Annotated in this window: 19 protein-coding genes; 13 read left to right on the forward strand and 6 right to left on the reverse strand. The window is 70.8% G+C overall.

Features of this window, described 5'->3' with window-relative positions; translation table 11 throughout:
* Positions 1-20: 20 nt before the first annotated feature.
* Complete coding sequence (locus F9C41_RS06840; RefSeq protein WP_155385800.1) at positions 21-1004, reverse strand: hypothetical protein; 984 nt, start codon at positions 1002-1004, stop codon at positions 21-23.
* Positions 1005-1236: 232 nt separating this feature from the next.
* Between F9C41_RS06840 and F9C41_RS06845 the strand changes: the two genes are divergently transcribed.
* Genes F9C41_RS06845 through F9C41_RS06870 form a run of 6 tightly spaced genes read left to right on the forward strand, consistent with a single transcriptional unit; the run spans position 1237 to position 7896 of the window.
* Positions 1237-2346, forward strand: a complete 1110-nt coding sequence (locus F9C41_RS06845; protein WP_230689377.1) for a LacI family DNA-binding transcriptional regulator — start codon at positions 1237-1239, stop codon at positions 2344-2346.
* Positions 2347-2348: 2 nt separating this feature from the next.
* Positions 2349-3923 carry an FAD-dependent oxidoreductase gene (locus tag F9C41_RS06850; RefSeq protein WP_155385802.1) on the forward strand — a complete coding sequence of 525 codons (1575 nt, stop codon included), beginning with the start codon at positions 2349-2351 and terminating at the stop codon, positions 3921-3923.
* A gap of 26 nt (positions 3924-3949) precedes the next feature.
* Positions 3950-5230, forward strand: coding sequence for an ABC transporter substrate-binding protein (locus tag F9C41_RS06855; protein ID WP_155385803.1), 1281 nt, complete (start codon positions 3950-3952; stop codon positions 5228-5230).
* Positions 5227-6120 (forward strand): carbohydrate ABC transporter permease, encoded by an 894-nt coding sequence (locus F9C41_RS06860; protein WP_196279651.1) that lies wholly within the window; start codon positions 5227-5229, stop codon positions 6118-6120. The genes F9C41_RS06855 and F9C41_RS06860 overlap by 4 nt, the downstream gene beginning before the upstream one ends.
* Entirely contained in the window at positions 6110-6940 is an 831-nt protein-coding gene (locus F9C41_RS06865) for a carbohydrate ABC transporter permease (protein ID WP_155385804.1), read from the forward strand. The genes F9C41_RS06860 and F9C41_RS06865 overlap by 11 nt, the downstream gene beginning before the upstream one ends.
* Before the next feature lie 2 nt (positions 6941-6942).
* The gene (locus tag F9C41_RS06870; RefSeq protein WP_155385805.1) at positions 6943-7896 is read left to right on the forward strand and encodes an acetylxylan esterase; all 954 of its coding nucleotides are present in this window, start codon (positions 6943-6945) and stop codon (positions 7894-7896) included.
* Positions 7897-7915: 19 nt separating this feature from the next.
* On the opposite strand, the gene F9C41_RS06875 is transcribed toward F9C41_RS06870, so the two are convergent.
* Positions 7916-8569 carry a ribonuclease FAU-1 family protein gene (locus F9C41_RS06875; protein ID WP_407924671.1) on the reverse strand — a complete coding sequence of 218 codons (654 nt, stop codon included), beginning with the start codon at positions 8567-8569 and terminating at the stop codon, positions 7916-7918.
* Positions 8570-8664: 95 nt separating this feature from the next.
* Here F9C41_RS06875 and F9C41_RS06880 point away from each other — a divergent pair, with 95 nt between their 5' ends.
* The 3 genes from F9C41_RS06880 (at position 8665) to F9C41_RS06890 (ending at position 10169) form a co-directional block, all read left to right on the forward strand.
* The gene (locus F9C41_RS06880) at positions 8665-8961 is read left to right on the forward strand and encodes an ArsR/SmtB family transcription factor (protein ID WP_230689378.1); all 297 of its coding nucleotides are present in this window, start codon (positions 8665-8667) and stop codon (positions 8959-8961) included.
* Positions 8958-9344, forward strand: a complete 387-nt coding sequence (locus F9C41_RS06885; RefSeq protein WP_155385806.1) for a VOC family protein — start codon at positions 8958-8960, stop codon at positions 9342-9344. Before F9C41_RS06880 ends, F9C41_RS06885 begins: the two co-directional genes overlap by 4 nt.
* Before the next feature lie 132 nt (positions 9345-9476).
* Positions 9477-10169 carry a hypothetical protein gene (locus F9C41_RS06890; protein WP_155385807.1) on the forward strand — a complete coding sequence of 231 codons (693 nt, stop codon included), beginning with the start codon at positions 9477-9479 and terminating at the stop codon, positions 10167-10169.
* Here F9C41_RS06890 and F9C41_RS06895 read toward each other — a convergent pair.
* Positions 10153-10845 carry an alpha/beta fold hydrolase gene (locus F9C41_RS06895; protein ID WP_155385808.1) on the reverse strand — a complete coding sequence of 231 codons (693 nt, stop codon included), beginning with the start codon at positions 10843-10845 and terminating at the stop codon, positions 10153-10155. The genes F9C41_RS06890 and F9C41_RS06895 overlap by 17 nt on opposite strands.
* A 92-nt stretch (positions 10846-10937) precedes the next feature.
* Positions 10938-11507, reverse strand: coding sequence for a TetR/AcrR family transcriptional regulator (locus tag F9C41_RS06900; protein ID WP_155385809.1), 570 nt, complete (start codon positions 11505-11507; stop codon positions 10938-10940).
* Between the two features lie 105 nt (positions 11508-11612).
* Here F9C41_RS06900 and F9C41_RS06905 point away from each other — a divergent pair, with 105 nt between their 5' ends.
* The 3 genes from F9C41_RS06905 to F9C41_RS06915 all read left to right on the forward strand — a co-directional run bounded on the left by F9C41_RS06905 (position 11613) and on the right by F9C41_RS06915 (position 14983).
* Positions 11613-12545, forward strand: coding sequence for an SDR family NAD(P)-dependent oxidoreductase (locus F9C41_RS06905; RefSeq protein WP_155385810.1), 933 nt, complete (start codon positions 11613-11615; stop codon positions 12543-12545).
* Positions 12546-12574: 29 nt separating this feature from the next.
* On the forward strand, positions 12575-13612 hold the full coding sequence (locus F9C41_RS06910) for an MBL fold metallo-hydrolase (RefSeq protein ID WP_120320550.1): 1038 nt from the start codon (positions 12575-12577) through the stop codon (positions 13610-13612).
* A 147-nt stretch (positions 13613-13759) separates the two neighbouring features.
* Complete coding sequence (locus F9C41_RS06915; RefSeq protein ID WP_196279652.1) at positions 13760-14983, forward strand: MFS transporter; 1224 nt, start codon at positions 13760-13762, stop codon at positions 14981-14983.
* A gap of 66 nt (positions 14984-15049) precedes the next feature.
* Here the strand turns inward: F9C41_RS06915 and F9C41_RS06920 are convergent, their stop codons facing one another.
* The gene (locus F9C41_RS06920) at positions 15050-16171 is read right to left on the reverse strand and encodes a hypothetical protein (protein ID WP_155385812.1); all 1122 of its coding nucleotides are present in this window, start codon (positions 16169-16171) and stop codon (positions 15050-15052) included.
* A 287-nt stretch (positions 16172-16458) separates the two neighbouring features.
* Between F9C41_RS06920 and F9C41_RS06925 the strand changes: the two genes are divergently transcribed.
* Positions 16459-16953 (forward strand): DUF1707 SHOCT-like domain-containing protein, encoded by a 495-nt coding sequence (locus F9C41_RS06925; protein ID WP_196279653.1) that lies wholly within the window; start codon positions 16459-16461, stop codon positions 16951-16953.
* Between the two features lie 155 nt (positions 16954-17108).
* Here F9C41_RS06925 and F9C41_RS06930 read toward each other — a convergent pair whose 3' ends face one another.
* The gene (locus F9C41_RS06930) at positions 17109-17951 is read right to left on the reverse strand and encodes a CHAP domain-containing protein (protein ID WP_155385814.1); all 843 of its coding nucleotides are present in this window, start codon (positions 17949-17951) and stop codon (positions 17109-17111) included.
* Between the last annotated feature and the right edge of the window lie 203 nt (positions 17952-18154).

Raw genomic sequence — 18154 nt, forward strand, 5'->3', positions numbered from 1 at the left:
AACGGCGATCATGTGAGCCGTCACACGGCCCTGGCCACCGCGATGGTGGCGTCGAGGCGGGGGCCGGCCTCGTAGAACATGTACTCCACGCCGCCGTCGGTGCCGAAGCTCGCCGCGGCGCTGCGGCCCCGGTCGGGCCCGCCGTCCATGGCGTAGTGGAAGACACCGAGGTGCACCTCGCGGTCGAAGCTGTTGCCGACCTCGGTGAGGTACATGTCGCCGCCGTTGCCGTGGTAGACGACGTACGTCGTGTTGTTGCGCTTGAGCACGTGCGGCGCGGCGATGTCGACCTGCCCGTCGGGGCCCGGCGTGACCAGCGGCGTCGGGTCGAAGGAGAAGGTCTTGCCGTCGTTAGACCAGCCCCAGAAGATCTTGCGGGTGCCGTTGGTGACGCCCATGAACACCATCACGTACTTGTTGCCCAGGCCGGGCACGGTGTGCTCGAAGACCCGGGCGTACGACGTCTCGGTGCAGTTCGGGATGACCCCGGTGTGCAGCACCCGCCCGAAGTACGTGAAGTGCACGCCGTCGGTGGACCAGGCCATCCGGGTGGTGGTGTTCTCGCCGTGGAAGTACAGGTAGAACTTGCTGTTCGCGGCGTTCCAGATGACGTGCGCGCTCGACACGTGGCTGACCGAGTAATGCGGCGACCAGTTGTTCGAGATGATCGGGTTGTTCGGGTACTCGGTGAACTGGCCGCTCAGCGAGTTGCCGTAGGCCAGGCAGATGCCGCCGGGCGCGTCGTGCGGGGCGTAGTACAGGTAGTACCTGCCCAGCGGTGAGGCGATCTTGTCGTACACCCCGCGGATGCACGGGAAGATCAGCTCGTTGGTGGGGTTGTAGCGCAGGTTGGCCTTGTTGAACGGGGTTCCGAGGTACTGGTACGTCGGGAATCCCGCGGGCGCGGCCTGGGCCGGGCTGCCCAGTGCCGTCCCGGTGAGCCCGCCTGCCGCCGCGGCTGCGCCCGCGACCAGCAGTTGCCGGCGATTGAGGAGCGGTTTCATCGGTGGTGCCTCCCATCGATGGATATAACCGAAAGTAACGGTGAGTCTCAGGCTCGCGGCGCGCGGCCGTCAAGGGGCTAATACGAATTAGTTCAGGAACTTCTGTGCGGACGATTTTCGTTGTGGGCCTTGACGAAGCGCCCGGAAGGCCGCAGGATCTCATCTCACCGAAACAACTAATGCGCATTAGCCCGAGGATTGGACACGCACCGTGACCGGAGCCCGCAGGCGGGTGACCCAGCAGGACATCGCCCGCATGACCGGCGTCAGCCAGGCGACCGTCTCGCTCGTCCTCAACGGACGGTCCGACGCCGACGTCAAGCTCTCGGCCGAGACCCGCGAGAAGGTGCTGCGGGCCATCGCCGAGACCGGCTACGTGGCCGACCCGATCGCCCGGCGGCTGGCCGCGCGGCACAACCGCATCATCGGCGTGTTCACCTACGAGCCGGTGTTCCCCAGCGCGAACAGCGACTTCTACCACCCGTTCCTGGTCGGCATCGAGCAGCAGGCCGAGGTGCTCGGCTGCGACCTGCTGCTGATGACCAGCACGCCGGTGGTCGACGGGCGGCGGCGGCTGTTCCACGGCGACAACCGGCTGCGGCTGGCCGACGGCAGCATCCTGCTCGGTCGCACCATCGACCGCGCCGACCTGGCCCGGCTGCTGGCCGAGGAGATCCCGTTCGTCTCGATCGGCCGTCGTGACGACGCGGGCGGCCCGGTGCCCTACGTCGGCGCGGACTACGCCGCCGCGACCGCCGAGATCGTGCGCCAGGCCGTCGCCCTCGGCCACGACCGGCTCGCCTACCTGGGCCTTGGTGCGGGTCCGGAATCGTGGGCCGACCGTGGCCGCGGCTTCCGTGAGGCGGTCGCGTCGGCCGGGGTGTTCGGCGGCCACTATGCGACCCCGGCATCCGGTGAGCCGGAGCGCGGCGCCCACGCGCGCGACGAGCAGGCGGCTGGAGACACGGCTGCCAGCCCGCTGACGTCGAGCGCGGCGGGCGACACTGCGACCGTCGTGCGGGACACCGCCGCCGTGCTCGACGCGGCGCTGGCCGCAGGCGTGACCGCGGTGATCGCCGAGGAGCACGCCGACGGGGTCGCGCTGTTCGAGCTGGCCCGCGAACGCGGGGTCGCGCTGTCGGTGGCGACGCTCGGGGAACCGACCCGGGCCGCGCTGCCGACGGCGGTGGAGTTCACCAGCCTGCGCATTCCGCGCCAGGCCATGGGTGCGCAGGCCGTCGAGGTCCTGACCGCCCTGATCGAGGGCACGCCCGGCGACCGGCAGCGCCTGCTGCCGTGCGAGGTCGTGCCCGGCGAGACGCTCAGCGAAAGAGGTAACTGACGATGCAGGCCGAGATTCTGGTGGTCGGGGGCGGCCTCGGCGGGGTGGCCGCGGCGCTGGGCGCGTTGCGGGCCGGCCGGCGCGTGGTGCTCACCGAGGAGTACGACTGGCTCGGCGGGCAGCTGACCAGCCAGGCCGTGCCGCCGGACGAGCACAGCTGGGTGGAGCAGTTCGGCGTCACCGCGAGCTACCGCGCGCTGCGTGAGGGCATCCGCGACTACTACCGGGCCAACTACCCGCTGGTCCCGGCCGCGCGGGCGTGGCGCGAGCTGAACCCGGGCGGCGGCCACGTCAGCCGGCTGTGCCACGAGCCACGGGTCGCGGTCGCGGTGATCGAGGCGATGCTGGCACCGTACCGCTCGTCAGGGCGGTTGACGGTGCTGCAGCCGTACCGGCCGGTGGCCGCCGACACCGACGGCGACCGGGTCACCGCGGTGGCCGTCGAGCACGTGCGCACCGGCGACCGGCTGACGATCGAGGCGGCGTACACCCTGGACGCGACCGAGACCGGGGAACTGCTGCCGCTGACGGGCACCGAGTACGTCACCGGGTTCGAGTCGCAGCACGAGACCGGCGAGCCGAGCGCGCCGGACACGGCGCAGCCGATGAACATGCAGGCCGTGTCGGTGTGCTTCGCGATCGACCACGTCGACGGCGACCACACGATCGACAAGCCGGCGCAGTACGACTTCTGGCGCACGTATCAGCCGGACTTCTGGGGCGACCGGCTGCTGTCGTTCCGCTCGCCGAACCCGCGCACCCTGGCCATCAGCGAGCGGAGTTTCACCCCGAACCCCGACGACGACCCGCTGTCGGTCGTCGCCGACCAGCGGGTCAACCCCGGCGACGGCAACCTGTGGACGTTCCGGCGCATCGCGGCCCGCAAGCTGTTCGCGCCGGGGACCTATGAGAGCGACATCTGCCTGGTCAACTGGCCGATGATCGACTACTTCGAGAGCCCGGTCATCGACGTGCCCGATGCCGGCACGCATATCGCCAACGCGAAGCAGTTGTCGCTGTCGGTCCTCTACTGGCTGCAGACCGAGGCCGGCTTCCCCGGCCTGCGGTTGCGCGGCGACGTCACCGGCGGCGCCGACGGTCTGGCCATGGCCCCCTACATCCGGGAGTCACGGCGCATCCGGGCCGAGTACACCGTGGTCGAGCAGGACCTGTCGCTGGCCGAACGCGGCGACAAGGGCGCGGTGGAGTACCCCGACGCGGTCGGGGTCGGCATGTACCGCATCGACCTGCACCCCTCCACCGGCGGCGACAACTACATCGACGTCGGCTCCTGTCCCTTCGAGATCCCGCTCGGCGCGCTCATCCCGCGCCGCATGGAGAACCTGCTGCCCGCGGGCAAGAACATCGGCACCACGCACATCACCAACGGCTCGTACCGGCTGCACCCGGTCGAGTGGAACGTGGGCGAGGTGGCGGGGGCGCTCGCGGCGTACTGCCTGAACAACGGCCAGTCGCCGCGCGGCGTGCGCAACACCCCGGAGCACCTGTCCGGGTTCCAGGCACAGCTCATCCGGGACGGCGTGCAACTGCGCTGGCCCGACGTCTCCGGCTACTGACCGGCCACCTTGAGTTGGAGTTATCGATGAAGATACGCGTTATCCTCGCCGCCGCGACCGCCGGCGCGCTCGCCCTCGGACTGGCCGCCTGCGGCGGCGGCGAGGAGGAGCCGAGCACCGGCCCGGTGTCGCTGCGGATGACGGTGTGGTCCTCGAACGAGGCGCACCTGAAGCTGTTCAACGAGATCGCCGACGCCTACAAGGCGAAGAACCCGCGGGTCACCGAGGTCAAGTTCGACCCGATACCGTTCGAGAGCTACACCACCACGCTGACCACGCAGATCGCGGGCGGCAACGGCCCGGACCTGGCCTGGCTGCTGGAGAACTCGGCCCCGGACTTCGTGAACTCGGGCGCGCTGGTGCCGCTGGACGACACGCTGGGCAAGGCCGAGGGCTACAACGCCGCCGACCTGAGCCCGTCGGCGACGTCGCTGTGGAAGGCCGACGGCAAGCTGTTCGCGTACCCGTTCTCGACCTCGCCGTTCGGGGTGTTCGTCAACACCGACATGCTCAAGGCCGCCGGGCAGCAGACCCCCGCGGAGCTGATCGCCGCCAACCAGTGGACCTGGGAGAAGGCGGTGGCCGCTGCCGCGGCGTCGTCGGCCAAGAGCGGCAAGGCCGGCCTGGTGGTGCGCGACTTCGACTACAAGGGCTGGGACAACCTGTCGACCGTGTGGGCGGGCTGGGGCGCGCAGGCGTGGAGCCCGGACGGCAAGACCTGCGGCTTCGACCAGCAGCCCATGGTCGACGCGATGACGTTCCTGCACAAGGCGATCTTCACGGACAAGGCGCTGCCCGGTCCCGGCACCACCGCCGACTTCTTCGCCGGTGAGGCCGCCATGACGATCACCCAGATCTCCCGGGCGTCGCTGCTCAAGGAGGCCAAGTTCGGCTGGGACCTGGTTCCGCTGCCGACCGGCCCGAAGGGCGAGTACGCCGTCATCGGCCAGGCCGGTCTGGGCGCGCTGAAGAAGGGCAAGAACGCCGACGTCGCCGCCGACTTCCTGGCCTTTTTCACCAACCCCGACAACTCCGCGAAGCTCGCCGCGTACTTCCCGCCGCCGCGCACCTCGCAGCTGACGGCCGCGACGCTGGCCAAGACGAACCCACTGCTCAAGCCCGAGCAGCTGCAGCAGGTCGTCATCGACGGCATCTCCAGCGGCGTCGTCAAGCCCAGCCACACCGGCCAGGCCGAGATCGCCCAGGCGGTGCGGGCCGCGCTCGACCCGCTGTGGAAGCCCGGCGCCGACGTCAAGGCGGTCCTCGGCGGCGTCTGCTCGGCCATCAACCCCCTACTGGCCAAGTGAGCACTCGCTTCTGGACGGGTAGCCGGCGCGACACCCTCGCCGGCTACCTGTTCATCGCCCCCCAGCTCATCGGCTCGGTGCTGTTCGTGTTCGTGCCGCTGGGCCTGGTGTTCTGGTACAGCCTGCACGAGTGGAACGTGCTCGCCGACACGTTCACCTTCGTCGGCGGTGAGAACTACCAGGCCCTGGCCGACGACCCGAAGCTCGCCGACGCGCTCGTGGCCACCGGCTTCTTCTCCGCCGGGCTGGTCGTGTTGAACCTGAGCCTGGCGCTGCTGCTGGCGGTGCTGCTCAACCAGCGGCTGCGAGGCACGGTGTTCTTCCGGACGGTGTTCTTCTCACCGGTCGTGGTCAGCCTGGTCGCCTGGACCATCGTGTGGAGCTTCCTGCTGCAGGACAACGGCGGCATCAACGGCCTGCTGGAGACCGTCGGCGTGGACGGGCCGAACTGGCTGCGCGGCGAGGGCACCGCCATGATCGCGGTGATCGTGGTGCAGGTGGTCAAGAACGTCGGCCTGAACATGGTGCTGTTCCTGGCCGCGCTGCAGGGTGTGCCCGCCAACCTGTACGAGGCGGCCACCGTCGACGGCGCCAGCCGCCGCAGGCAGTTCCTCAGCATCACCGTGCCGATGATCAGCCCGACCATCCTGCTCACGTCGATCATCACGGTGGTCGGCTCGCTGCAGGTGTTCGCGCAGATCGCGGTGCTCACCCAGGGCGGCCCGGGGACCTCCACGACGGTGCTCGTCTACTACCTCTACCAGCAGGCGTTCCAGTTCCACCACTTCGGATACGGGGCCACCCTGTCCGTGCTGCTGTTCGCGATCGTGCTGCTGCTGACCCTCGTGCAGTGGCGTATGCGCCGGAAGTGGGTGTTCCATGAGTCGTAAGGCCAAGACCGCCGTGTACGGCGTGCTGTGCCTGCTGGCGCTGCCGTTCCTGTTCCCGACCTGGTGGATGGTGACCTCGTCGCTCAAGCCGGTCGGCGACATCTTCGCCTTCCCGCCGACGCTGTGGCCCTCCGACGTCAGCTTCGACGCGTACGCCAAGGCCTTCGAACTGCAACCCTTCGCCCGGCAGTACTTCAACAGCATGTACATCGCCGCGCTGGTCACCGTCGGCACGCTCGCGGTGTCGTCGCTGGCCGGATACGCGTTCGCCCGGATCAGGTTCAAGGGCGCGAACGCCTGGTTCGTGGTGATCCTGGTCGGCCTGCTCATCCCGAGCGAGGTCACCATCGTGCCGCTGTTCAAGATGTTCGACGCCTGGGGCATGGTCGACACGCACTGGCCGCTGATCCTGGTGCCGATCCTCGGCGCGCCCAGCGTGCTGGCGACGTTCATCATGCGGCAGTTCTTCCTCGCCCTGCCCGGCGAGCTGGAGGAGGCCGCGAAGGTCGACGGCCTCGGCCGTTTCGCGATCTTCCGGCTGATCGCGCTGCCACTGGCTCGCCCGGCCCTGGGCGCGGTCGCCATCTTCACCTTCCTGCACAGCTGGAACCTGTACCTGGAACCGATCGTGTTCCTGTCCAGCTCGGAGATGTTCACCCTGCCGCAGGCGCTGACCCAGTTCGTCGACGCGTACGGCGGCCCGATGTGGGACATCCAGCTGTCCGCGGCGTCGCTGACCGCGCTGCCGGTGCTGGTGGTGTTCGTGATCGCGCAACGCCAGTTCATCGAGGGCCTGGCCCACACGGGTCTCAAGGGATAACCATGCCGATCACCGAGCCGAACCCGGGGGAGTACCGCAGCGCGCTGCGGGCGCCGGACGACTTCGACGAGCACTGGGCGCGCACGCTGGCCGAGGCTGACGCGTTCGCGTTGAACGCGAGCTTCACGCCCGCTTGGCGGCGCACGATCGAGGTCCACGACGTCACCTTCGCCGGGTTCGGCGGGCATCCGGTCAAGGCCTGGCTGGCCCTGCCCGCCGGGACCACGCATCCGCTGCCCTGTGTGGTCGAGTTCCCGGGCTACGGCGGCGGTCGCGGGCTGGCGCACGAGTGCCTGCTCTACGCCGCCGCCGGCTACGCCCACCTGCTCATGGACGTACGCGGCCAGGGCAGCGGCTGGAGCCACGGCGACACCCCCGACCCGGTGGGGACCGGGCCGCAGCACCCCGGGTTCATGACCCGCGGGGTGCTCGACCCCGACACCCACTACTACCGCCGGGTCATCACCGACGCGGTCCGCGCGGTCGCCGCCGCCCGCGCGTTCCCGCTGGTCGACGCGTCACGGGTCGCGACCACGGGGGAGAGCCAGGGCGGCGGGCTGGCCCTGGCCGTCGGGGCGCTGGTGCCCGACCTGGCAGCCGTCGCGCCGGATGTGCCGTTCCTGTGCGACCACCGGCGCGGGGCAGAACTGGCCATTGCCGGGCCGTACCGCGAGGTCACCGCATACCTCGCGGTGCACCGCGACCACGAGGACCAGGTGTTCCGCACCCTGTCCTACAGCGACGGCGTGCTGTTCGCCGAACGGGCGACGGCTCCCGCGCTGTTCAGCGTCGCGCACATGGACGCGAGCTGCCCGCCGTCGACGGTCTACGCCGCCTACCACCGCTACGCCGCGCCCAAGCGCATCGAGGTGTACCCGTTCAACGGCCACGAGGGCGGCGAAGCCGTCCAGGACGCCGTCCGCCTGGCCTTCCTCGACGAGATCTTCGCCCGCTGATCCGCCGCGCCGCCCGTGGTCACCAGCTCCGCGGGCGGTCCCAGCCGGGTGGCGGCTCGTCGGCGGTCTCGGCACCCCAGGCCGGGTCGGGCCGGAAGTCGCGCCAGGTCCCGTCGAACGGGAACGCGCCCGCTTCGACCAGCTCGATCACCTCACGCCCGGCCCGGCGCACCCGGGCCTCGTCCTCGACCCAGTAGTGCTCGGGCTGGGCCAGTCGCTCGGCGAACACGTCCTCGTCCTTCCAGCGCCACGTGCGGTCGGCCTCCACCCAGATGTCGAGGTCCCAGTCGGCGGTGTCGAGTCCGGCCAGGTGCGCGTCGCGCCACGCGACGCCGGGGCGCTCCAGGTTGGCGTACCAGTTGCGGAAGTGCCCGTCGGCGTCGAAGAACCAGCGGATCGAGTAGTCGGCGTCCGTCGCGTGCCAGGACAGCACGCTGTGCCGGGCGACGAAGGCCATCGGCCGTTTCGGGCCGGTGACCCACTCCGCGAGCGGGACCTGCGACATCGGGAGATCGTCGAGGCGGTTCAGGTGCCAGCCGTACGTGCCACGGCTGCACCACAGCAGCAGGCCGCGCTCGTCGTGGCGGACCGCCCGCATCGGGTACAGCCCGCCGATCTGCCGGTTCTGGAAGTGGCGGACGCAGACCAGCTCACCCGGTTCGAAGGTCACCATCCCGGCAACCTATCCGACCGGGCCGCCGGGTCGCGGGAGGCGCTGACGTGCTCACCGGCGGGGCGACTTGATAGGCAAGTAATGACTTGCCTATAGTGGTTGACGTGGGTGACGTCTTCAAGGCACTGGCCGACCCGACCCGGCGGCACATCCTCGACGAGCTGGCCGAGCGCGACGACCAGACCCTGTTCGAGATATGCGCCCGGTTGGGCAGCAAACATCAGTTCACCTCCTCGCGCCAGGCGGTCTCCCAGCACCTGGAGCTGCTCGAGGCCGCCGGCCTGGTGCATACGCGCCGCGAGGGGCGCTACAAGTTCCACACCCTCGACACCCGCCCGCTCGCGCAGATCGCCGAGCGCTGGATCCGGACCAAACCGCAGGAGAAACCATGAGAATCCACCTTGCCAGCATCCTCGTCGACGACCAGGCCAAGGCGCTGGCCTTCTACACCGACGTGCTCGGCTTCGTGAAGAAGAACGACATCCCGATGGGCGAGTTCAGCTGGCTCACCGTCGTCTCGCCGGACGAGCCGGACGGCGTCGAGCTGGTCCTGGAGCCCGACCAGCACCCGGCGGCCAAGCCGTTCAAGGAGGCCCTGGTCGACGACGGCATCCCGTTCACCTCGTTCGCCGTGACCGACGTGCACGCCGAGTACGAGCGGCTGACCAAGCTGGGCGTCGTGTTCACCCAGCCCCCGACGTCGATGGGCCCGGTCACCACCGCCGTCCTCGACGACACCTGCGGCAACCTGATCCAGATCGCCCAGATGAACTGACCCGCCGCGCGGCGGCGGCGGTGGCACGCCGGTCGCCCCGTCCGCCGCGCCGGTGGTGTCGGATCGGCGCGATTCGGTGGGGGAGACGGTTAGGCGACTGAGGTGACGGGCCGGCGCGCCTACGCTCCCGGCATGCGCCGTACCCCTCGCCTTCTGCTCGCCGCCGCCTGCGTGCTGGCCGCCGGCACCGCCTGCGGCTCCGACAAGGGCGATCCGGTCACCGCGCCCACGTTCTCCACCGTGGTCAGCCCGACCGCCGCCCCGGCCGAGTCGCCGTCCGCCGCCCCGTCGCCGGTGCGCTCCTCGGCCCGTCCGTCGCCGGCCGCGCCGTCCTGGCCGTCGCCGGCCGACTGCGTCTCCTACAACCCGAACAACCTGACCGTGCAGTACGCGGCCGGCATCCACCAGGTCATGGACGGCTCGAAGATCGTCGCGCGGCTGCACGGCGGCCCCGACGAGAACGTCGGCGACCAGGGCCTGGCACTGGCGAAGCGCTACAAGCGGCACTGCTTCATCGGGCGCGGCAACGGCCGCGAGGACGCCAACGCCTACGTCTTCGACTACTGGCGCGACTCCTCCGGCAGGAGCACCACCATCCCCGGCGAGGACGACGCGTGCTCGTCGTACGACCGGGGCAACCTGCAGGTCAACGACATGGGCGGCGGACAGGGCTGGCGGGTCAAGGACGACGACAACGTGCTGCACGTATTCGACGACGAGTCCGACGCCCGCGACGGCCGCCTGGTCCTGGCCAAGTACGGCCGGATCTGCCGCCTGGGCAACCCGCCCGACGACGACCAGGACTACGTCACGTACGGGAAGTGAGGAACCCGCGCACGGCGGCGACGAACTCGGCCGGCCGCTCCTGGTGCACCATGTGCCCGGCGTCGATGACGCTCAGCTCGCCGTGCGGCAGCGCCTGCGCCAGCTCGGCGATGGTCTCCTGGCGGACGTAGCTGGCCGGGCCCCCGGAGATCAGCAGCGTCGGCACGGTGATGCCGCGCGCCTCGTCGCGCCAGCGCGGGTCGGGCTCGTCGATCTGCGACCGCAGCGCCAGCACCGCGTCCCAGTCGAACGACAGCTCGCCCTCGGGCCGCTGCGGCGGCACCGGGGTGCGCGGGTACATCAGGCCCGCGTCCTCCACGACCAGCGCGTCGACCCTTTCCGGGTGCCGGGCCGCGAACAGGTACGCCACCACGCCGCCCAGGGAGTGCCCGATCAGGACGACACGCTTGAGGCCGAGCGCGTCCAGCAGGCCGGCGACGTCGGCCACGAGCAGGTCGATCGCGTAGCCGGACGTCCGGTCGCCGTGGCCGTGGCCGCGCTGGTCGACGGCGTACACCCGCCACCGGTCGGCCAGCTGCGCAGCGACCGTATCCCAGTCGCCCGGCCCGCCGCCGCCGATCCCGTGCAGCAGCACCATCGGCGGCGCGTCCGGCTCGCCCCACACCCGGTATGCCAGCCGAACCCCACCGACGTCGACATGCTCGTAGTCGTTCATCAGCCGAACCTATCCTGCCCGGCGCAGGTCACAGGTCCGGCACCGTGACGCACCCGGATCCGCCGCGCCTGGCGGCGGCCGCGGGGCGGCACTCAGCGGGCGGGCCGCAGCCCTTCGCGTACGACCTCGAGCACGCGGGCGGGTGCGGCGTCCCCGCCGTACCGTTGCATGGCCTGGCAGCCGACCATCAGGGTCTTGACGTCGGCGACCGTGACGTCGGCGCGGACCGCGCCCGCGGCCTGCGCGCGGACCAGCAGGTCGCGCATCGCGTCCTTGAACGCCTGCTCGTGCTCGGGCATCGCGGCCTCGATGTCGAAGCCTTCCCCGGCCAGCGCGTCGACCAGGCCCTTGTCGGTCGCGCCCGCGGTGGTCATCAGATCGAAGAAACTGAAGAACGCCTCGCCCGGGTCGGCGGCCGCGGCCAGTTCACGGGCCGTGTTCACCAGGTGGTCCACCCGGTCCACCACGATCGCCAGGTACAGCGCCTCCTTGGTGGGGAAGTGCCGGTAGACGGTGCCCGCGCCGACCCCGGCCCGCCGCGCGATCTCGTCGATGGGCACGCCCAGGCCCTCGGCCGCGAACACCTCGTACGCGGTCTGCAGCACCTTGGCACGGTTGCGGCGGGCATCGGCACGCAGCGGCCGCACGGTCTCGCCGGTCATCGTGCTTCCCGACGGGGGAGACGTGGGTCACTGGCTAACCGGGGCGCACGTTCCGTATAGTAAGTGGGGCGCACGTTCCGATTATATGCACTCCGAGGAGACGCCATGAACGCCACAGCCACCAGGGCGGGCCGCTGGACCGCTGCGGACGTGCCCGACCAGACCGGCCGCGTCGCCGTGATCACCGGCGCCAACACCGGCATCGGCTTCGAGGCCGCCAAGGTGCTCACCGCACGCGGCGCGACCGTGGTGCTGGCCTGCCGCAACCCTGACCGGGCCGGGGACGCGCTCGCCCGGCTCACCGCGTCGACCCCCGGAGCCCGCGTCGAGTTCCTGCGCCTGGACCTGTCCTCGCTCGCCTCGATCCGCGAGGCCGCCGCCGAGCTGCGCGGCCGCCACCCCGAGATCGACCTGCTCGTCAACAACGCCGGCGTGATGTGGCCGCCGCGCGGCACCACCGCCGACGGCTTCGAGCTGCAGTTCGGGACCAACCACCTGGGCCACTTCGCGTTCACCGGCCTGGTACTCGACCGGCTGCTGCCGGTCGTCGGCTCCCGCGTGGTCACCGTCAGCAGCATGGGCCACCGCACCGGGCAGCTCGACTTCGACGACCTGCAGTCCGAGCGCTCCTACGGCCGCCATCGCGCCTACGCGGCCTCGAAGCTGGCCAACCTGATGTTCACGTACGAACTGCAGCGCCGCCTGGAGACCGCCGCCGCGCACACCGCCGCGCTGGCCGCCCACCCCGGCGGCGCGGGCACCGAGCTCGTGCGCAACTCCCCGCCGCTGATCCGGTTCCTGTACCCGCTGTTCGAGCCGCTGGTCACGCAGAGCGCCGAGCGGGGCGCGCTGCCGACCCTGCGCGCGGCGACCGATCCGTTCGCCCGCGGCGGGGAATACTACGGACCGGACGGTCTCGGGGAAGTCAAAGGCTTCCCGAAGCGCGTCGGTTCCACCGCCCGCTCGCACGACAAGCTCGCCCAGCGCCGCCTCTGGCAGGAGTCGCTCCAGCTCACCGGCGTCACCTTCCCCGTCTGACCGACCAACCGACCACTAAGGACACCGAGATGCCCGCCATCCTCGCCGCACTGGGCGCGACACCCAGCGGAGCCCGCGCCGAGCGGGTACGCCAGTCGCCGCACTTCCGCGACGGCTCCTTCCGGAACAGCACGCCCACCCGCACCATGGTCGGTGGCGAGAGCCGCCCCAGCGTGCGTGAGTTCCTCACCGGCGGCGAGCGCCGCCGGCCGAGCGCCCCGGTGCCGCTGGTCACCGGCGAGCCCGCGACGTCCGCCGACGGGCTGCACCTGACCTGGTACGGCCACGCCACCGTGCTGGTCGAGATCGAGGGCGCACGGGTGCTGCTCGATCCTGTGTGGAGCGACCGGTGCTCGCCGACCCCCGGCATCGGCCCGAAGCGGCTGCACCCGATGCCCGTGGCGCTGGCAGACCTGCCGCGCCTCGACGCGATCGTCATCTCGCACGACCACTACGACCACCTCGACATGCCCACCGTGCAGGCGCTGACCCGCAGCCAGCAGGCCCCGTTCCTGGTGCCGCTGGGCGTCGGCGCGCACCTGGAGCGCTGGGGCGTGCCCGACCACCGGATCATCGAGCTGGACTGGGAGGAGAGCGCCGACGTCGCCGGGCTGACCCTGACCGCCACCGAGGCCCGCCACTTCTCCGGCCGCACGCTGCGCCGCAACGGCACCCTGTGGAGCTCCTGGGTCATCGCCGGCGAGCAGCGCCGGGTCTTCTACACCGGCGACTCCGGCTACTTCGACGGCTACGCCGCGATCGGCGAGCGGCACGGCCCGTTCGACGCCACGCTGATGCAGATCGGCGCGTACGACAAGGGCTGGCCCGAGATCCACATGTTCCCCGAGGAGGCCGTCGCCGCCCACCTCGACCTGCGCGGCGACCTGCTCATCCCCGTCCACTGGGCCACCTTCAACCTGGCCCTGCACCCGTGGGCCGAGCCCGTCGACCGCCTCTGGGCCGAAGCCAAGGCCCGCGACGTCAACCTCGCCGTCCCCCGCCCCGGCGAACGCGTCGACGCCACCGCCCCGCCCGCCCTCGACCCCTGGTGGCAGGCCCTGGTCTGAAAAGCAGGGCACGCATGCCCGCTACCGCTGCGGCGCGGCCTCCCGATAGGTTCGCGGCAGGCAACGGCGGGGGAGGCAGCGCTGACAGCGACAGAGACGAGTCCACCTTCGCGGCCCGAGCGCAGGCGTGGCCTGTGGCCGCTTCTGGTGGCGCAGACACTGTCCGCGCTCGGGGACTCGTTCTCGTACGTCGCGATCCCGCTGCTCGTCCTGCACAGCACCGGTTCCGTCGCGCAGATGGGCGCGGTCACCGCGCTCGGCGGCGCGGCAGCACTGGTGACCGGCGTGTTCGCCGGGGTCGTCGTCGACCGGTTCGACCGCAGGCGGCTGCTGGTCGGCTGCGACCTGGCCAGACTGCTGCTGTACGCGAGCATCCCGCTGGCCTGGCTGGCCGGTCCGCAGGCGTGGCTGCTGTACCTGGTGCTGCCGCTGGCGAGCGCCTTCGGCATGGTGTTCCGGGTGGCGCACGTGACCGTCGTGCCGGGCCTGGTGCCCGCCGAGGAGATCACCCGCGCCAACAGCCGCCTGTTCGCGGCCTCGTCCACGGCATACCTGGTCGGCCCGGCCCTGGCCGGTCTGCTCTCCGGCCGGTTCGGCCCGACGGTGGCGATCGCGGTCGACGCGGCGACCTTCGCCGTGTCCGCGGCGGTGCTGGTCCTGCTGCGGCTGCGGCCGACCGGTGCGCCCGCGCGCCCGGCCGACGGTGAACGGCCGATCGACGTGCTGCTCGCCGGGGCACGGTTCATCGTGCGGCATCCGGTCCTGCGGCCGGTGACGGTGCTGCTGACCGTGCTGAGCAGCCTCACCTTCGGCCTCACCGATGTGGTGATCTACCGGCTGAAACACGACCTCGGCCAGAGCGACGGCACCGTCGGCTACGTGCTGGCGGTCGGCATCGTGGGCACGCTGCTGGGTTCGGTCGCGGCGGCGCGGCTGCGGCGGCGGTACGGCTTCGCGCCGACGTGGACCGGGGCCTGGGCCCTGTGCGGCGTCGCCATGGCCGGCATCGGGCTGGCCGGACGGGTTCCGCTGGTGGCCGCCGCGGCCACCGCCGTGCTCGGCTGCACCGCCGTGGCGGGCATCGTGTCGATGTCACTGCGCCAGGAGGTGACCCCGGCCCCGCTGCTCGGCCGGGTCACCTCGGCGTTCTGGACCCTGCACTCGGCCCTGACCCCGCTGGGCGCGGCAGCGCTGACCGCGGCGGCCGCCGGGTACGGCTCGTCGGCGACCCTGATCGGGGCGGGCGTGGTGTGCACGGCGACCGCCGCGACCGCGCTGTGCACGCCCCTGTTCCGCACCTCGGCGCAGACAGACCGCGGAGCTGCCGTGCCGGATGCCCTGCCCGAGCCCGGAGACGCCAGCGCTGCATGAACATCCAGCGGTAGCCCTCGTGGTCCTCCGCGCGGTGGAGCCGCCGGTCGCGTCCCGGCGGACAGGTCACCGCGCACCGGTGCGCAGCTGCGGGAACGCCTTCCGTGCATCCGCGAGCAGCGCCCGGTAGCCGTCGCCGTGCGTGACGGCCGCGGCGAACAGGGCGTCCAGCGCAGCCTGCAGCGAGTCCGGCTCCATCGCGCCGAGCAGTGCCGGGACGGCCATGTGCTGCTGTGACACGTGCTCGTGCCGACCGTCGTACGAGCGCACCGTGGTGATCGGCATCCCGTTCAAGCGCGGCCACAGCGCGAGCGGATCATCGAACGGCGGTGGGAGCGGTCGGCCGTCCCGCAGCGCCGCCAGCGCCGGGACCACCCATGGCAGCTCGGACAGACCGGCCGTCGCATACGCCTTCTCGGCCGCCCATCGGGCCACCGCCCGCTGCGTCCGAGTGTCGGCCTCGGCCACGGCGAACACCAGTTCCAGGTCGAGCTTTTCCATGCCGAGCACATTGCCCTGTACCCGGCGGAGCCGGTCGTTGGGCACCCGATCACCCCAACGGCGGCGGTCGGCGGCGGCTCTCCGATCCGCCTGTCGGCGCTCCTGCTCCAGTCGTTCCAGGCGTGCCTTTTCGGCGAGTTCGTCGGGTGTGGGCGGCGGCGGAAGCGACCGCGCGTGCTCATGCCAGTACGCGGCTTGAGCTGTCGTTTCCCGAAGCACCCGGTCGGCGGCAGGCGGCGCCGGCCAGAACTGCAGCAGGTAGCTGTCGTGTGGCGGTTCACCGTCTTGGGGCATGCCGCCCTGCTGCCCCTGTGCCATCCCGCGCCCGCAGTATCGGACCCGGTAGTCGCCATCCGGGAGGTGGAGTGGATACCACCCCGCGCCGCCCCACTCGGCGAGCCCCAGCTCCGTGCCGTCGGTTCTGAACGACGCCTCGACGGCGTCCTCCCACGACTCGTCCGGAGGCGGCGGCTCGCGGCGGTGCAGCGCGACAGTGAAGCCGACGCGGCCGGTGTGCGTGCCGGTCATCAGGAAAAGTGTTCCGGGAATGGCTGCCCCACACAGGCCGTTGACCTGCCCGCGGAACGAGTGGGACAGGTCGCCGTCAAGCCGGGCGTTGCGGCTCTCCACGTAGATCTGCCCGTAGCAGACATGCACTTCCTGATGCAGCTGCACGTCGGCAGGCATCGGCCCTCCTCGCCATCGACGACCGGCTGTGCGCGACAGTCTGCCACCGCAGTGTGACAACGGTGAATGTCGCGGTTCCCCAGCGTATGGTCTCCGCCGATGTGGACAGCTCGTCGTCGCCGATCTGCTCGGGCAGCACGACGGGCAGGTACAGGGCGCAGGAGAGCCGCTGCGGGCTCCGGCGTGGGACCGCGCACTGCGGGCCTCGTCGGCACAGTCCGGCGCCAAGCGGCTGCCCAGAATCAAGTAGCTGGCGGCCGTCGCGGTACCGCCCTTACTCTCCAGCAGTGAACAGCGCCGACAGCCTAGCTGAGACCCCCGCCGGATCCGCGACCGAGCGGAGGGTCGGTACGCCGGAGCGGGAGGCCGCACGTACGGCCCTCGAGGAGCATCTCGCCGCCGAGCGGTTGGACGAAGCCGAGTACGAGGAGCGCTGCGCTGCGTGCGAGGTGGCGCGTACCGAGTCTGAACTGCTACGGGTCTTCGCCGACCTTCCCCTGCCCCATCCCGACCTCCGGCCGCAGAACCCGCCTGCACATGTCGCCGACGAGGACGTCACGGTGCTCGGCTGGACGATCGGCATCGCATTGGGATTCGGGCTGCCGGTGGCGGTCGTCCTCGGGTTCACCTATGGCGCCTGGTGGAGCTTGGCCGTGCCGGTCGCAGTCAGCGTCGTGCTGCTGTACATCGAACACCTGCTTACCCGCGGACGGGACCAGGAACAATCGGTATGCCCACCTGATGCCGGTCCGTCAGGGACGTGCCCGCCTCGCGATCGATGACCGCTCTCCGGGTTGCGCATGCACCGAACTTCCGTGCCCGAATTTCCGAGCCGTAGCGGTCGTCGTGACGCAGCAGGTCCACGGCTCGAGCGCGCCGGGGACCTGCTGCGTCACGGTTCGGGCCCGGGTACTCCGCGAGAGTCACCCGGAGAGGATCACTTGAAGCGGACGAACTGGGAGAACTGGCTGTTGGCCGTACCCACCGACACGGTGCGATGGCTGTAGGCCGACCCGCCGTTGTAGTTGTACTCGTCGACCTCGAACGTGCCATTGGTGTTCACCTTGGTCACGAACGCGACGTGGCCGAAGGTGCCGCCGAGGCGGACCGCCACGTCACCGGCCTTCGGGCTGCCGTACACCGGGATTCCTGCGCTGCGGGCCGCGTTGGCCCAGTTGTTCGCGTTGCCCCAATGCACGCCGTCGTAGTAGTTGTGGAAGGCGATGTCCAGCCGGCTTCGCACCGCCCAGGCCGCGAAGCTCGTGCACTGACCCTTGTAGAAGTTCCACGGGTCGACACCGGTGGTCTGCCCGCGGTAGGGGTAGTCGTCCTTCGCGGGGTAGCTGCCGCCGCCACCGGTCGGGGCGGGCTGGTGCGAGGCGTTGTTGTTCTTCAGCGTGGCGTTCAGGTTGACCTTCGCGCCCGACGCGATGTCCTGCGTCGCGCCGCCGAAGTCGCTGTTGTAGTACACGCGGATCGTGGAGCCCGTGCGGTTCCACGCCGACGCCGCGTTGTTCTTGACGCACAAGCCCTGGCCGTTGCCGGCACTCTTGAACTCGTAGCACGACGGTTGGGTGGCCCCGTAGTCGGCCAGCGACGAGCCATGGTCGGAGACCGACCCGGCGAAGTCGCTGTTGTAGTAGTAGCAGAACTCGCCGCTGTCGCAGACACCGTCGCGTGATGCCGCCTGGGCCGGCGCCGCGGCGGCGCCGACGCCGACCACGGCGATCGCGACGGATACGCCGATGGCGCGCAGCACGCGCCCGACTCTCCTTGACATGGATTCCCTCCCCGAGGATGGAGCTGATGTGCACGGTGAGGCGAATCTACGAAGGCGACTTACACATTTTGTACATTCTGGCTACAGCCGAGGGCCGTGCCAGGGCGGAACCCACCTGATGCCGGGCAGCCAGGACCGTACCCACCGCGCGATCGACGATCTGTCCGGCGGGGACGGTCCTGACGGCACCGCGACGGCCTAAT

This window comes from Catellatospora paridis (genome assembly GCF_009720365.1).
In the GTDB taxonomy this organism is placed as follows: Bacteria; Actinomycetota; Actinomycetes; order Mycobacteriales; family Micromonosporaceae; genus Catellatospora; species Catellatospora paridis.